This window comes from Aeromonas sp. ZOR0001, assembly GCF_000801015.1.
Taxonomy (GTDB): domain Bacteria; phylum Pseudomonadota; class Gammaproteobacteria; order Enterobacterales; family Aeromonadaceae; genus Aeromonas; species Aeromonas veronii.
On record NZ_JRJY01000074.1, the window covers coordinates 34,055 to 48,981 of the forward strand.

Annotated in this window: 16 protein-coding genes; 10 read left to right on the forward strand and 6 right to left on the reverse strand. The window is 58.1% G+C overall.

All coding sequences use genetic code 11. From position 1 onward, the window contains the following. On the forward strand, nt 1-1,710 hold a 1,710-nt coding region (gene fhuB, locus L972_RS09390), incomplete at its 5' end, for a Fe(3+)-hydroxamate ABC transporter permease FhuB (RefSeq protein ID WP_047437794.1). A 420-nt stretch (nt 1,711-2,130) separates the two neighbouring features. Here fhuB and L972_RS09395 read toward each other — a convergent pair. From L972_RS09395 to intI1, 3 genes are all read right to left on the reverse strand, one after another. Continuing rightward, entirely contained in the window at nt 2,131-3,450 is a 1,320-nt protein-coding gene (locus L972_RS09395) for a type II toxin-antitoxin system HipA family toxin (RefSeq protein WP_047437768.1), read from the reverse strand. Next, nucleotides 3,450-3,704: a helix-turn-helix domain-containing protein gene (locus L972_RS09400; protein WP_017410478.1), complete on the reverse strand. Its 255-nt coding sequence runs from the start codon at nt 3,702-3,704 to the stop codon at nt 3,450-3,452. The genes L972_RS09395 and L972_RS09400 overlap by 1 nt, the downstream gene beginning before the upstream one ends. 695 nt (nt 3,705-4,399) lie before the next feature. Beyond that, nucleotides 4,400-5,413 (reverse strand): class 1 integron integrase IntI1, encoded by a 1,014-nt coding sequence (gene intI1, locus L972_RS09405; RefSeq protein WP_000845039.1) that lies wholly within the window; start codon nt 5,411-5,413, stop codon nt 4,400-4,402. A gap of 144 nt (nt 5,414-5,557) precedes the next feature. Between intI1 and dfrA12 the strand changes: the two genes are divergently transcribed. From dfrA12 to L972_RS09445, 9 genes are all read left to right on the forward strand, one after another. Continuing rightward, entirely contained in the window at nt 5,558-6,055 is a 498-nt protein-coding gene (dfrA12, locus tag L972_RS09410) for a trimethoprim-resistant dihydrofolate reductase DfrA12 (protein ID WP_001083725.1), read from the forward strand. A 111-nt stretch (nt 6,056-6,166) separates the two neighbouring features. After that, nucleotides 6,167-6,457: a DUF1010 domain-containing protein gene (locus L972_RS21400; RefSeq protein WP_001336345.1), complete on the forward strand. Its 291-nt coding sequence runs from the start codon at nt 6,167-6,169 to the stop codon at nt 6,455-6,457. 5 nt (nt 6,458-6,462) lie between these two features. Continuing rightward, nucleotides 6,463-7,254, forward strand: coding sequence for an ANT(3'')-Ia family aminoglycoside nucleotidyltransferase AadA2 (locus tag L972_RS09415; RefSeq protein ID WP_001206356.1), 792 nt, complete (start codon nt 6,463-6,465; stop codon nt 7,252-7,254). A gap of 163 nt (nt 7,255-7,417) precedes the next feature. Then, complete coding sequence (locus L972_RS09420; protein ID WP_000679427.1) at nt 7,418-7,765, forward strand: quaternary ammonium compound efflux SMR transporter QacE delta 1; 348 nt, start codon at nt 7,418-7,420, stop codon at nt 7,763-7,765. Next, on the forward strand, nt 7,759-8,598 hold the full coding sequence (gene sul1 / locus L972_RS09425) for a sulfonamide-resistant dihydropteroate synthase Sul1 (protein ID WP_000259031.1): 840 nt from the start codon (nt 7,759-7,761) through the stop codon (nt 8,596-8,598). The genes L972_RS09420 and sul1 overlap by 7 nt, the downstream gene beginning before the upstream one ends. A gap of 127 nt (nt 8,599-8,725) precedes the next feature. Then, nucleotides 8,726-8,929: a hypothetical protein gene (locus tag L972_RS09430; protein ID WP_000376616.1), complete on the forward strand. Its 204-nt coding sequence runs from the start codon at nt 8,726-8,728 to the stop codon at nt 8,927-8,929. A gap of 155 nt (nt 8,930-9,084) precedes the next feature. Next, nucleotides 9,085-10,290: a chromate efflux transporter gene (gene chrA, locus L972_RS09435; protein ID WP_000184001.1), complete on the forward strand. Its 1,206-nt coding sequence runs from the start codon at nt 9,085-9,087 to the stop codon at nt 10,288-10,290. A gap of 10 nt (nt 10,291-10,300) precedes the next feature. Next, nucleotides 10,301-10,606, forward strand: a complete 306-nt coding sequence (locus L972_RS09440) for a PadR family transcriptional regulator (RefSeq protein ID WP_000130000.1) — start codon at nt 10,301-10,303, stop codon at nt 10,604-10,606. Between the two features lie 226 nt (nt 10,607-10,832). Next, a complete protein-coding gene (locus L972_RS09445) occupies nt 10,833-11,597 on the forward strand; it encodes an IS6-like element IS6100 family transposase (RefSeq protein ID WP_001389365.1) in 765 nt (254 codons plus the stop codon). Nucleotides 11,598-12,089: 492 nt separating this feature from the next. Here L972_RS09445 and mphR(A) read toward each other — a convergent pair whose 3' ends face one another. Genes mphR(A) through L972_RS09460 form a run of 3 tightly spaced genes read right to left on the reverse strand, consistent with a single transcriptional unit; the run spans nt 12,090 to nt 14,814 of the window. Further along, a complete protein-coding gene (gene mphR(A), locus L972_RS09450; RefSeq protein WP_001137892.1) occupies nt 12,090-12,674 on the reverse strand; it encodes a macrolide-binding transcriptional repressor MphR(A) in 585 nt (194 codons plus the stop codon). Further along, nucleotides 12,674-13,912: a macrolide resistance MFS transporter Mrx(A) gene (gene mrx(A) / locus L972_RS09455; protein WP_000004159.1), complete on the reverse strand. Its 1,239-nt coding sequence runs from the start codon at nt 13,910-13,912 to the stop codon at nt 12,674-12,676. The genes mphR(A) and mrx(A) overlap by 1 nt, the downstream gene beginning before the upstream one ends. Beyond that, nucleotides 13,909-14,814, reverse strand: coding sequence for an Mph(A) family macrolide 2'-phosphotransferase (locus L972_RS09460; RefSeq protein WP_000219391.1), 906 nt, complete (start codon nt 14,812-14,814; stop codon nt 13,909-13,911). Before L972_RS09460 ends, mrx(A) begins: the two co-directional genes overlap by 4 nt. Between the last annotated feature and the right edge of the window lie 113 nt (nt 14,815-14,927).

Genomic DNA, 14,927 nt, shown 5'->3' on the forward strand with positions numbered 1-14,927 from the left:
ACCTTGGGGGTGGCCGCCGGTGCCCAACTGGCGTTGATGATGGTGACCCTGTTTGCCCCCTCCTGGTTGCTGCTGGGGCGGGAGTGGATCGCCATGGCTGGCGGCTGCCTTGCGATGGCACTGGTGTTTGCCCTGGCCTGGCGTCGCCAGCTCAATCCGGTGGTCATCGTCTTTGCCGGGCTGGTGATCAACCTCTATCTGGCTGTCATCAGCATGGGACTCTTGCTGTTCTTTCAGGAGGAGCTGAAAGGTTTGCTGGTGTGGGGCAGTGGCTCGCTAGTGCAGAACAGCTGGAGCGGGGTGAGTTACCTGTTCCCCCGCCTGCTGGTAGCCGCTGCGCTGGCTGTTGTGCTGGTACGCCCGTTGGCGGTGCTGGAGTTGGATGATGCCAGCGCCCGCAGTCTGGGGGTCTCCCTCCAACACTTGCGACTGGCGGGGCTTGGCTTGGCGGTATTTGTCACCGCTTGCGTGGTGAGCGTGGTTGGGCTAATCGGCTTTATCGGATTGGCAGCGCCCGCCATGGTGCGGCTGCTCGGGATCCGTCAGCTTGGCCAACGGCTGTTGTGGGCACCGATCCTCGGCGCCCTGCTGCTGGCGGCGACCGATCTGCTGCTGCAGAGTCTGAGTCGCTTCTGGCCAGTATTGATCCCCACCGGCGCCATGACCGCCCTGCTGGGGGCGCCGCTGCTGCTTTGGCTGATCCCGCGCCTGGGCATCAAGTCGGGTGCGCCTAAGGCAAACGTCGGCCTGCTGGTGGCTCGCCATCCGGCACCGGCTCGCCTTATCGGCCTGTTGCTGGTCGGGCTGCTGCTGGCCGTGGTCGCCTCCCTGCTGGTTGGACAGGGAATGGCGGGCTGGAACTGGCCGAGCTGGCTCCGCTGGCAGGCCCAGCTGGAGTGGCGGTTGCCGCGCAGTTTGGCGGCTGGGGCGGCTGGCGTGCTGCTGGCGCTGGCGGGTACCCTGTTGCAGCGGGTCAGCAACAATCCTATGGCGAGCCCGGAGCTGCTGGGGGTGAGCGGCGGCACCTTTATGGGGGTGATAGCGACGGCGCTGTTGCTGCCTGTATTGCCCCTGCCGCTGATGCTGGTCGGTGGCCTGCTCGGTGCCTTCGGCTGCCTGTTGCTGCTGGTGGTGGTCAATCGCAAGCACGGCTTCCAGCCGGAGCGGATCCTGCTCTCAGGTATTGCCATCACGGCACTGTTCGAGCCGCTGCAGGCCATCGCGCTGGCCAACGGCGACATGCGGGTGCAGCAACTGCTTTCCTGGATGTCCGGCTCCACCTACTACGTCACCTTGCCGGTGGCCTATGGGCTGGTGGGGCTGGCGCTGTTGATGCTGGCCGCCAGCCTGCTAGTCAGCCGCTGGCTCGATCTGCTGCCGATGGGAAGTGCTGTAGCGACCGCGCTGGGCATTCGCCTCAACCGTGCCCAGCTCGCCATCTTGCTGCTGGTGGCCGTGCTCACCGCCAGCGCCACCCTGGTGGTGGGGCCGCTCTCCTTCGTCGGTCTGCTGGCGCCACATATGGCCAAGCTGATGGGGCTGGTGCGGGCACGCTGGCACCTGCTTGGGGCCGCCGCTTCCGGCGCCCTGTTGATGGTATCGGCGGACTGGGTCGGCCAGCAGATCCTCTTCCCGCAGGAGGTGCCGGTCGGGTTGGTCTCCACCTTGTTAGGGGGCGCTTACTTCATGTGGTGCCTGCGTCGCCTCTAGGTTCGCGGACAAAAAACGCACAATAAAAAGCCCGGGATGAACCCGGGCTTTTTATTGTTTGCCGAACCGGCTTACTTGCCGATGCAGAATGTAAATAATTTATTATCTTCAATATGTTAGTGACTTTTCGGGGGCCACTTGGGGTAAAAGTAACTAAAACAGCATATTGAGAGGCCGCTCACGGGTTTCTGCCATCGTGCAGCGTTCCCACATAGTCCATTCTCGATCGTGCAGCCTTCCCATATGAATCAACGCGATGCCACCACACGCAGTCAAAGCCGCCTTTTAAGTGAGTTTTGAACATATTTTGAACCGACTATAGCACCGTCCGGAACCTGGAAAGCCGCTTTACTCTTCGAACCGTGCAAGTTTCCCATAGGTAGTTTGGCTAACCGTGCAGTCATCCCACATACCGCCATTTTAATCCCAGCCCTTTATCAGCCTGGCTGAGCGGGCTTTTAGGCCCTCTAGAATGGTGCTGCTGATGGTATCGGGGAAGCCTGCTGGCAATTGCTGTGTAACGCGCTCAATAACATCATCAACGGAGTTGGCCAGTTCTGTCAGGATCTCTTCCATAGCAGAACGCTCAAATCCCACAGCTTTCGCCGTTTGGAAGAAATGACGCGGGAATATCTGCTCAATGGCGTACTTCTTTCCCTTGCTGCTTGCTAGGCCCATAGCGAGCTTGGCGTCCCTTCGGTTGAGGCCTCGGCCGCCAAATACTGGATAGACAGATAGGATGTCGTAAAAAGGGGTCAGGCGAAAACGCCCTTCCGGCTCAATAAAGACCGAGAAGTTTTTTGCATGGCCATCGGTGGCCGCCAGCAGCCAGAACAGGACCTGAGATTTCATGAATAGGTAGCGATCCTGTTCTGGTGTCGCAGAGCCCAGCAAGGTTTTCATGATGTCAGTGATCCCCGGTCCTCCATGGTTCTCGTATTTCCGTGCTGACGGAACATTCAATACCTGACAGAAATCTTCTTGGGGAAGGCGCATGATCCAACTGCGATCGGCAGCGTAACGTCTGTCGAAGCGTTCCACAGCCAGTGCTTTGACCTGGCCAACCTGCATCATGAAGCAGTGAGGTACGGGTAGACCAAACTCCTTGGCAATCAGAGTGCAGAGATATTCGTTTTCTACGCTCTGGGAGAGGTCTATCGAGTAGGAGTGGCTTTCAATCTTGCCGATAGGGAGTTTGATTATGTGGGTTGTCGGCGTTGCATTGAGTGGCAAGTACCAACGGCCATCGAGATAGAGCAGTGCAGTCTTTTCTTGCGCCCCGGCGATAGAGATCCGGAACTCCTCTTGCTCCCTGACCATCCCCAAAGGGATTCCTGATTTGTAGCTGGTCAGGATCTGCTCGAGCTCGTCATCGGAAAGTGCCTTGTAGTCGATTCGCCTGACATCTGGAACATCGTGCCCTTCGGTAACCAGCTGTAATGCCCCTACGCTATCCTGGCCAATGCAACTGAGCAGATCGAAGGGCTGGGTTGATGCCGCTTGATAGCGTGCTACAACCCTGTTTCTCACCTCCGTATTATCTGGCAGCAGGTTGTCGAAGAAGTTATAGGCTTCATCGCCCCGGTAGGTCTGATGGCGCAATGGCATGGAGAGTGAGATCGGACGGCTGCCCGGTTGTGCTAGCCATGACTCATGGTACTGAAAATGATGGGCGCCGCTGGTAGTTTTGGTGAATGTGCCTACCCGATAGCCGTTCATATAGACAGCCAGATTGGCCATTACCACTCCTCCTTCCAGCCCGATGCCGGACTCTCGGATGACTCATTGCGGGGTTTGATATCCACTGACAACTCGAGTGCCGCGAGGATCTTGAACAGGGTCTCCAGCTTGGTGGACTCAGGGTTGAGCTCGAAGCTGGAGACTGTGTCTTGCCTAATCCCTACTTTCTCGGCCACTTTGCCTTGAGAGAGCTTTTGAGAAAGCCTGGCATCCTTGATACAGGCGCTCAGCTGCTTGGCGCTGGTTACTTTCATGATTCGACAACCTGGTAGCGTGCCTTCTTCCAATTTACACGCTATGGCAGGTATATCAATATTTACCTGTTATAGGAGGTAAATGTAACTTACACGCTGTAGGCGGTATCTAACATTTATCCCCTATAGCGGGTAAGAGAACAGCAGACGGGGAGATTACCAAGCCATGGGGTAAAGAACTGCCGCGCTACGCTTGGCTGCTGGCTTGTTCGGTGAGTCGAAAAGATGACTCACCTCAAAGCCCAGCTTCTGTAGATTTCCTCCTTTGGCATCCCATTCAGCAGATCAGGAATGGTGAGCAACGTCGCTTAAATACTCAAATACAACTCAAAAGCGACTTTGTGATGACGGATCACACTTAAAGTTTGTGCTGTCAGATCAAAAGGCTATCGAAAGGTTGTGTTTCGATCGTCATGTGGTGGTTCTAAAAAGGTATACCCCATTAAAACCACTTAATACCCTCTCGAAAATCATATTGAAACCACTTATATTGTGTCGTTTTCAGAAGACGGCTGCACTGAACGTCAGAAGCCGACTGCACTATAGCAGCGGAGGGGTTGGATCCATCAGGCAACGACGGGCTGCTGCCGGCCATCAGCGGACGCAGGGAGGACTTTCCGCAACCGGCCGTTCGATGCGGCACCGATGGCCTTCGCGCAGGGGTAGTGAATCCGCCAGGATTGACTTGCGCTGCCCTACCTCTCACTAGTGAGGGGCGGCAGCGCATCAAGCGGTGAGCGCACTCCGGCACCGCCAACTTTCAGCACATGCGTGTAAATCATCGTCGTAGAGACGTCGGAATGGCCGAGCAGATCCTGCACGGTTCGAATGTCGTAACCGCTGCGGAGCAAGGCCGTCGCGAACGAGTGGCGGAGGGTGTGCGGTGTGGCGGGCTTCGTGATGCCTGCTTGTTCTACGGCACGTTTGAAGGCGCGCTGAAAGGTCTGGTCATACATGTGATGGCGACGCACGACACCGCTCCGTGGATCGGTCGAATGCGTGTGCTGCGCAAAAACCCAGAACCACGGCCAGGAATGCCCGGCGCGCGGATACTTCCGCTCAAGGGCGTCGGGAAGCGCAACGCCGCTGCGGCCCTCGGCCTGGTCCTTCAGCCACCATGCCCGTGCACGCGACAGCTGCTCGCGCAGGCTGGGTGCCAAGCTCTCGGGTAACATCAAGGCCCGATCCTTGGAGCCCTTGCCCTCCCGCACGATGATCGTGCCGTGATCGAAATCCAGATCCTTGACCCGCAGTTGCAAACCCTCACTGATCCGCATGCCCGTTCCATACAGAAGCTGGGCGAACAAACGATGCTCGCCTTCCAGAAAACCGAGGATGCGAACCACTTCATCCGGGGTCAGCACCACCGGCAAGCGCCGCGACGGCCGAGGTCTTCCGATCTCCTGAAGCCAGGGCAGATCCGTGCACAGCACCTTGCCGTAGAAGAACAGCAAGGCCGCCAATGCCTGACGATGCGTGGAGACCGAAACCTTGCGCTCGTTCGCCAGCCAGGACAGAAATGCCTCGACTTCGCTGCTGCCCAAGGTTGCCGGGTGACGCACACCGTGGAAACGGATGAAGGCACGAACCCAGTGGACATAAGCCTGTTCGGTTGGTAAGCTGTAATGCAAGTAGCGTATGCGCTCACGCAACTGGTCCAGAACCTTGACCGAACGCAGCGGTGGTAACGGCGCAGTGGCGGTTTTCATGGCTTGTTATGACTGTTTTTTTGTACAGTCTATGCCTCGGGCATCCAAGCAGCAAGCGCGTTACGCCGTGGGTCGATGTTTGATGTTATGGAGCAGCAACGATGTTACGCAGCAGGGCAGTCGCCCTAAAACAAAGTTAGCCATATGAACTCGGAATCAGTACGCATTTATCTCGTTGCTGCGATGGGAGCCAATCGGGTTATTGGCAATGGTCCTAATATCCCCTGGAAAATTCCGGGTGAGCAGAAGATTTTTCGCAGACTCACTGAGGGAAAAGTCGTTGTCATGGGGCGAAAGACCTTTGAGTCTATCGGCAAGCCTCTACCGAACCGTCACACATTGGTAATCTCACGCCAAGCTAACTACCGCGCCACTGGCTGCGTAGTTGTTTCAACGCTGTCGCACGCTATCGCTTTGGCATCCGAACTCGGCAATGAACTCTACGTCGCGGGCGGAGCTGAGATATACACTCTGGCACTACCTCACGCCCACGGCGTGTTTCTATCTGAGGTACATCAAACCTTCGAGGGTGACGCCTTCTTCCCAATGCTCAACGAAACAGAATTCGAGCTTGTCTCAACCGAAACCATTCAAGCTGTAATTCCGTACACCCACTCCGTTTATGCGCGTCGAAACGGCTAACCATTCCGTCAACGGGACGCCAAAATGCTGCGCATTTTGGTTCCCTCCGCTGCGCTCCGGCTCTCGTTACGTCCAACGTTAGCACCACTGAAACCCAGCTTTATTTAGCTCATGTTTATTCAAACGGCATTTAGCTTTTCAGGCGTTATTCAGTGCCTGTTTTGCCTTTTTTCCGGGCTTCGCCTGCATGGGCTGCGCAGGTTTTCAGTCTTTTTGGCCTCTAGCCCTTGCGTAGCAAGCGCAAGCAGCTATCGTTTTTGCAGTGCTGTGCCGCCTCGGTGGCGCAGCGTTTTTTCACGGTTAGCGCCCGTCGCCAAATTCAAGTTATCCGTTTTGGCTTCTGGTTCTAACATTTCGGTCAAGCCGACCCGCATTCTGCGGTCGGCTTACCTCGCCCGTTAGACATCATGAGGGAAGCGGTGACCATCGAAATTTCGAACCAACTATCAGAGGTGCTAAGCGTCATTGAGCGCCATCTGGAATCAACGTTGCTGGCCGTGCATTTGTACGGCTCCGCAGTGGATGGCGGCCTGAAGCCATACAGCGATATTGATTTGTTGGTTACTGTGGCCGTAAAGCTTGATGAAACGACGCGGCGAGCATTGCTCAATGATCTTATGGAGGCTTCGGCTTTCCCTGGCGAGAGCGAGACGCTCCGCGCTATAGAAGTCACCCTTGTCGTGCATGACGACATCATCCCGTGGCGTTATCCGGCTAAGCGCGAGCTGCAATTTGGAGAATGGCAGCGCAATGACATTCTTGCGGGTATCTTCGAGCCAGCCATGATCGACATTGATCTAGCTATCCTGCTTACAAAAGCAAGAGAACATAGCGTTGCCTTGGTAGGTCCGGCAGCGGAGGAATTCTTTGACCCGGTTCCTGAACAGGATCTATTCGAGGCGCTGAGGGAAACCTTGAAGCTATGGAACTCGCAGCCCGACTGGGCCGGCGATGAGCGAAATGTAGTGCTTACGTTGTCCCGCATTTGGTACAGCGCAATAACCGGCAAAATCGCGCCGAAGGATGTCGCTGCCGACTGGGCAATAAAACGCCTACCTGCCCAGTATCAGCCCGTCTTACTTGAAGCTAAGCAAGCTTATCTGGGACAAAAAGAAGATCACTTGGCCTCACGCGCAGATCACTTGGAAGAATTTATTCGCTTTGTGAAAGGCGAGATCATCAAGTCAGTTGGTAAATGATGTCTAACAATTCGTTCAAGCCGACCGCGCTACGCGCGGCGGCTTAACTCCGGCGTTAGATGCACTAAGCACATAATTGCTCACAGCCAAACTATCAGGTCAAGTCTGCTTTTATTATTTTTAAGCGTGCATAATAAGCCCTACACAAATTGGGAGATATATCATGAAAGGCTGGCTTTTTCTTGTTATCGCAATAGTTGGCGAAGTAATCGCAACATCCGCATTAAAATCTAGCGAGGGCTTTACTAAGCTTGCCCCTTCCGCCGTTGTCATAATCGGTTATGGCATCGCATTTTATTTTCTTTCTCTGGTTCTGAAATCCATCCCTGTCGGTGTTGCTTATGCAGTCTGGTCGGGACTCGGCGTCGTCATAATTACAGCCATTGCCTGGTTGCTTCATGGGCAAAAGCTTGATGCGTGGGGCTTTGTAGGTATGGGGCTCATAATTGCTGCCTTTTTGCTCGCCCGATCCCCATCGTGGAAGTCGCTGCGGAGGCCGACGCCATGGTGACGGTGTTCGGCATTCTGAATCTCACCGAGGACTCCTTCTTCGATGAGAGCCGGCGGCTAGACCCCGCCGGCGCTGTCACCGCGGCGATCGAAATGCTGCGAGTCGGATCAGACGTCGTGGATGTCGGACCGGCCGCCAGCCATCCGGACGCGAGGCCTGTATCGCCGGCCGATGAGATCAGACGTATTGCGCCGCTCTTAGACGCCCTGTCCGATCAGATGCACCGTGTTTCAATCGACAGCTTCCAACCGGAAACCCAGCGCTATGCGCTCAAGCGCGGCGTGGGCTACCTGAACGATATCCAAGGATTTCCTGACCCTGCGCTCTATCCCGATATTGCTGAGGCGGACTGCAGGCTGGTGGTTATGCACTCAGCGCAGCGGGATGGCATCGCCACCCGCACCGGTCACCTTCGACCCGAAGACGCGCTCGACGAGATTGTGCGGTTCTTCGAGGCGCGGGTTTCCGCCTTGCGACGGAGCGGGGTCGCTGCCGACCGGCTCATCCTCGATCCGGGGATGGGATTTTTCTTGAGCCCCGCACCGGAAACATCGCTGCACGTGCTGTCGAACCTTCAAAAGCTGAAGTCGGCGTTGGGGCTTCCGCTATTGGTCTCGGTGTCGCGGAAATCCTTCTTGGGCGCCACCGTTGGCCTTCCTGTAAAGGATCTGGGTCCAGCGAGCCTTGCGGCGGAACTTCACGCGATCGGCAATGGCGCTGACTACGTCCGCACCCACGCGCCTGGAGATCTGCGAAGCGCAATCACCTTCTCGGAAACCCTCGCGAAATTTCGCAGTCGCGACGCCAGAGACCGAGGGTTAGATCATGCCTAGCATTCACCTTCCGGCCGCCCGCTAGCGGACCCTGGTCAGGTTCCGCGAAGGTGGGCGCAGACATGCTGGGCTCGTCAGGATCAAACTGCACTATGAGGCGGCGGTTCATACCGCGCCAGGGGAGCGAATGGACAGCGAGGAGCCTCCGAACGTTCGGGTCGCCTGCTCGGGTGATATCGACGAGGTTGTGCGGCTGATGCACGACGCTGCGGCGTGGATGTCCGCCAAGGGAACGCCCGCCTGGGACGTCGCGCGGATCGACCGGACATTCGCGGAGACCTTCGTCCTGAGATCCGAGCTCCTAGGGATCGCCTCAGAAAACGGAAAATAAAGCACGCTAAGCCGTAAGTAAGCGTGCTCCTGTGAAAGCCACAGCTAAAACTGCGTAGTACACATAGAGGTATTTTTTTCTAGATTTATATCGAATTTCGTTATCGAATTTCGCTTATTATTGATCAACTCGTTGCAGATCATGAAGGCGAAAGTATGACGAATAACCCTACCGATGACAGCAGACCATGGTCGGTCTTTCTTATTTTTCTGCGGCTTGGATTGACATCTTTTGGCGGCCCCATTGCGCACTTGGGCTACTTCCGCGCCGAATTTGTCACACGGCGGCGCTGGCTCTCCGAACGGAGCTATGCTGACTTGGTCGCGCTTTGTCAGTTCTTGCCAGGGCCTGCAAGCAGCCAGGTCGGCATAGCGGTAGGACTGTCTCGGGCTGGATACAGCGGGGCGCTGGCTGCTTGGGCTGGCTTCACGCTGCCGTCTGCCATAGCCTTGATCCTTTTTGCGCTCGGCATCTCCAGCTATGGCGATTACGTCTCGCAGGGCGCGTTGCATGGCTTAAAAGTGGTGGCTGTGGCCGTGGTCGCTCAAGCAGTATGGGGCATGGCGCGTAACCTATGCACGGATGGGCTGCGAGTCACCATCATGGCAATTGCTACCTGCGTCGTTTTACTTGTGCCGTCCGCGTGGGGACAGGTTGGCGTGATTGCTATCGCAGGCATCGCAGGCCGGTTATTGTTCAAGCCAGCGAAAGTTGTTGAGCATGACCCCCTACCTATCACGGTCAGTCACCGGGCCGGCGTGCTTTGGCTCTCGCTGTTCTTTGTCTTGCTGATTGGCCTGCCGGTGTTGGCCGAACTGATGCCAAGTCAAACCATGGCAATGGTGGATTCCTTCTATCGTGTCGGATCACTGGTGTTCGGCGGTGGTCACGTTGTGCTGCCATTACTGCAAGCCGAAGTGGTGCCCTCCGGCTGGGTCAACAATGAATCCTTTCTCGCGGGGTACGGGGCAGCTCAAGCGGTGCCCGGCCCTTTGTTCACGTTCGCCGCGTTTCTTGGTGCCTCGATGAACACCGCCCCGTCGGGCTGGATCGGCGGCATTGTGTGTCTGCTGGCTATCTTCGCGCCCTCGTTCTTGCTGGTCGTCGGATCAATGCCATTTTGGGAGCGTTTGCGCCGCAATACAGGCATCCAAGCTGCGCTGGCCGGGATCAATGCCGCTGTAGTCGGCTTGCTGCTGGCCGCGCTGTATCAGCCTGTATGGACTAGCGCCATCTTTCAGCCGCAAGACTTCGGCTTGGCATTAGTTGCCCTTGTCGCACTTATGTTCTGGAAGCTCCCGCCGTGGCTGGTTGTCCTCGGTAGCGGTGCAGCTGGGTGGCTGTTGAGCGTCGCTCTGTGAGGCACAAAAAATGACTGACAAAGACCTCTACGGCGGTTTGATCCGCCTGCACATCCTTCACCATGCAGCCGAGGAACCTGTCTTTGGGCTGGGGATCATCGAAGAGCTACGCCGACACGGCTACGAGATGAGCGCTGGCACCGTGTACCCGATGCTGCACGGCCTGGAAAAAAAAGGCTATCTGACCTCACGCCACGAACGCACCGGGCGACGTGAACGGCGTGTTTATGACATCACTGAACAAGGCAGAACTGCACTTGCTGATGCGAAAACAAAGGTCAAGGAGCTGTTCGGAGAGTTGGTAGAAGGTGGTTGAGTTTTTGCTTCTATGTCAGGTTGAGCTATACCCTAACTGGATTGTCATTTTCAGAAGACGACTGCACCAGTTGATTGGGCGTAATGGCTGTTGTGCAGCCAGCTCCTGACAGTTCAATATCAGAAGTGATCTGCACCAATCTCGACTATGCTCAATACTCGTGTGGGCTCTGTTGCAAAAATCGTGAAGCTTGAGCATGCTTGGCGGAGATTGGACGGACGGAACGATGACGGATTTCAAGTGGCGCCATTTCCAGGGTGATGTGATCCTGTGGGCGGTGCGCTGGTATTGTCGCTATCCGATCAGCTATCGCGACCTTGAGGAAATGCTGGCGGAACGCGGCATTTCGGTCGACCATACGACGATCTATCGCTGGGTCCAGTGCTACGCCCCGGAGATGGAGAAGCGGCTGCGCTGGTTCTGGCGGCGTGGCTTTGATCCGAGCTGGCGCCTGGATGAAACCTACGTCAAGGTGCGGGGCAAGTGGACCTACCTGTACCGGGCAGTCGACAAGCGGGGCGACACGATCGATTTCTACCTGTCGCCGACCCGCAGCGCCAAGGCAGCGAAGCGGTTCCTGGGCAAGGCCCTGCGAGGCCTGAAGCACTGGGAAAAGCCTGCCACGCTCAATACCGACAAAGCGCCGAGCTATGGTGCAGCGATCACCGAATTGAAGCGCGAAGGAAAGCTGGACCGGGAGACGGCCCACCGGCAGGTGAAGTATCTCAATAACGTGATCGAGGCCGATCACGGAAAGCTCAAGATACTGATCAAGCCGGTGCGCGGTTTCAAATCGATCCCCACGGCCTATGCCACGATCAAGGGATTCGAAGTCATGCGAGCCCTGCGCAAAGGACAGGCTCGCCCCTGGTGCCTGCAGCCCGGCATCAGGGGCGAGGTGCGCCTTGTGGAGAGAGCTTTTGGCATTGGGCCCTCGGCGCTGACGGAGGCCATGGGCATGCTCAACCACCATTTCGCAGCAGCCGCCTGATCGGCGCAGAGCGACAGCCTACCTCTGACTGCCGCCAATCTTTGCAACAGAGCCCGCCGTGCTAGTCTGCTCGGTGATGGTGGAGTGAAGCCAACCCGCAATCGGGTTATGAATCTGCATCGCGATTCGCAATCAGCTGTCTCTTGAGCATGTCGAACTCCTGCGATGTTATCTCGCCGTGCTCGTGCTGCTACACCAACTTGTCCAACTCATCCGCCACACCGCTCCCCACCACCTGCGATGGCCAGGTTGTTTGCTGGGCGCATTGGCGGAGTATCGTCTCGACCCGGGACACCCACACCGGCACAACCTTACGGGAGTGATTCACTGTCAAAGAATCGGCCCGGTGCTCTGACGCAAGTATCGGGATGGTCACCATTTGTAAGCCGTAGACCTGAGTGGTGATCAAGACTTCGATACCACCGACCGTACCGGTACTAATCGACGACGGTCGTGTTCGTCGCCTGCCGCAGGGACTCTGCACACCTCCGTTTACGCATGTGCCTGGAGGAGTTGGAAATCGTCGTGTTCGGGAAACATTAAACACAGGATGGCAGCGATCTGAGCCAGCACATGATCAGCTAGCTCACCATCCGGATCGACGGCCCACTGCATCGTCGCGCCAGCGATGACCGAGTGCAGGAGCAACTCAGCTGCCGCAGGAGCACCTGGGGGCAGTCGCTTGCGGATCCCCTCCACCACCGCGCGGTTCCGCTGGATCGCAAGCGTGCGTAGCTCCGGCACCTGGAGCTCGTACCAGGAGATGAGATAGTTCACCGAGAAGTCGTTGCGAGTGTTCATGCTCCGAACGAGCACCTGCAAAAATTCCCAGAGCCCTTGCGGCCCTGCGCCTATCGGTATCGCATTCAGGTAATGCCGCACCTGCTCGACGCCGCGCTCCATCATCCTCACCAGCAGCGTATCGCGGTTGGTGAAGCGCTGGATTAACGCTGCGCGGGAGAGCCCCACCTCCTTTGCTACTCCGCTGAGCGTGAACTCTATGGGACCGCAACGCTTCAGCACTACGGTGGCGGCCTCGAGTACCTCGTCATCGGACTTGAGCTTGGGGCGGGGCATCAGTGTTCACCTTCTGTATGGGTTGGGGCGGAGGCTGTGGCTGCCGCCGCCATTGTAGCAAATTGAAGACGGAGCGAGAGTAGAGCCACGAGCCCCGCAAACACGGCCGATACAACGAGGCCAGGGAGCGGACCAGCAAGGTCGACAAACGCGCCGGCCGCAAGCATAACCATGGGCGAGGCTGACAGCATCACCGCCGAGACCGTGCCGAGTACCCGGCCGAGAAGTTCTGGCGGCGTGCGGTTGTAGATGGCAGCGTTGAGAATGGGAGAGACTGAGCCGGTCAGCAGTCCCACGAGCGCGCCCAACAACATCAGCACCGGCACGCCTGGCAACTGTGAAAGCAGAAGCGAGCCCACCGCAGAGCCACAAAATGCCACCGCCAGCCAGTTCTGCGCTGATATCCGGGCGCCGACCGACGCATGAATGGCAATGCCAAGGAGACCACCAGCCCCCATCATTGAGGAGAACAGCCCGAGCTCTGCTACTTGGCGTCCTGCATCTACAAACAGCGCAGGCATGATGACGCTGCCGTTGGCGCCAACGATGCCCACGAAGATCATCACTATACCAAAGAGAGGGCGCAGCAGGGGTTCGCTCCAGAGAAAAGCGACGCCGGCGCGCATGGAGAGAGTCGCCGTCGTGGTCATCGTCCGAGCGGCACGCGCGGGAAGCACCCACGCGCCGAGCAGACCTGCAAGGACGGAGCAGAACGCCGTCAGCCCGAGCGTTGGCGCAGCGCCAAGCAGGCCGATTGCGGCCCCCCCAAGGGCCGGGCCACCTAGAATCGCGACGTTCCCGATCACCGCTTTCAGTGACGAGACGCGCTCAACGGAGAGCCCGGCGACGTGGCCGAGTTTGGGCAGCTCACTGTCCTGCGCGGCCATACCGGGTGCGTCGAACGCGGCACCGAGCACCACGCAAGCGATCAGCCCAGTGTTCGAGAGGGCGCCAACGGCATCGAGCAGTGGGATGCTCGCCATGGCCACGCCGCCCACCACACCCGAGATCAATGCGACGGGCGCGCGCCCGAACCGATCGACGAGGCCACCACCAACCCACGCGCCGATGATGGTCGCGATGACGCTGCTAGCGGCCGTGGCGCCCGCCCAGGCCGCGCTCTTTGTATGAGACAGGACGAACCATGGAAGCGCGAGGGCCGCCACCGCGTTGCCGATCCGGAAGAGAAAGGTCGCCGCGAACAGCGTCGCGAGCGGGCTATATCGACGTTCGCTCATTCCGCTGCGGCGAGCTGCGCCTTCGCCGCAGCGAGGTACTCTTCGTTACCCGAGTCGAGGGCGAAGAGTGCGTAGGTGACCGCCCCGAACGCAAGGCGCTCCGCGATGTGGTGGGCGAGCCGCGGCCACACCCGGCCACCGGCCGCTTCATACGTGAGGAGGAGCTTCGCGAGCCCCTCTTCACCAAAGACCATAAGGTGCGCGGCCATGTCGATGGCAGGGTCATCAACGCGGGCCTCGCTCCAGTCGATCATCCCGCTGACGCGCTCCGTGTTGTCGATGAGCACATGGCCCACGTAGAGATCGCCATGCACCACCACGGAGAAATCTGGCCACGACGAATCGTCGTCGAGCCAGCGCTGCCACCGGTGGAGGCGCTTGTCGTTCACCACGAACTCGCGTCGGACGCGGTCAACGTCGTCGGCCACCTTCTGACGGGCCTGCGTCGGTGTACGGATGAGCATCCCCGCATCCACGGCGGCGGAAATGGGGACGGCATGCAGGGCGGCGAGCGCGGTCGCGAAGCTCTCCGCGAAGACCTCCGAGTCCTGCGGCACGACCCAGTCGGGCGTGGACGAACCAGGCTGGATGACCATCGCAGTCGAGTCTTCGAGCATGGGATAGGCAACGAGCTCGGCGTTGGCCACGCGCCAGTCCGGCACCGCGAACGGCAGGCGATTCTTGAGCATTGCCAGCACCCGCGCCTCTGGTTCGACCTTCGCGCTTACCTCGGCTCGGCGCGGGATGCGCAGCACCCACCGACGTCCATCGTCGACGGTGGCGATCACGATCCTATAGTCGAGCCCAAGCTCATTGACAGTCAGCGGGCCATGGAGCTTGAGCCCATGTCGGGCTGCAAGTGCGTACAGTTGGGAGGTATCGGCGGTCGTGACTACGGTCATGATTCACTCCTGAGGGCTTGACGGGTTTAGCCACCTAAATGTAACAGTCACGTCGGTTATATTCAATCCGGCACTGTTGCAAAGTTAGCGATGAGGCAGCCTTTTGTCTTATT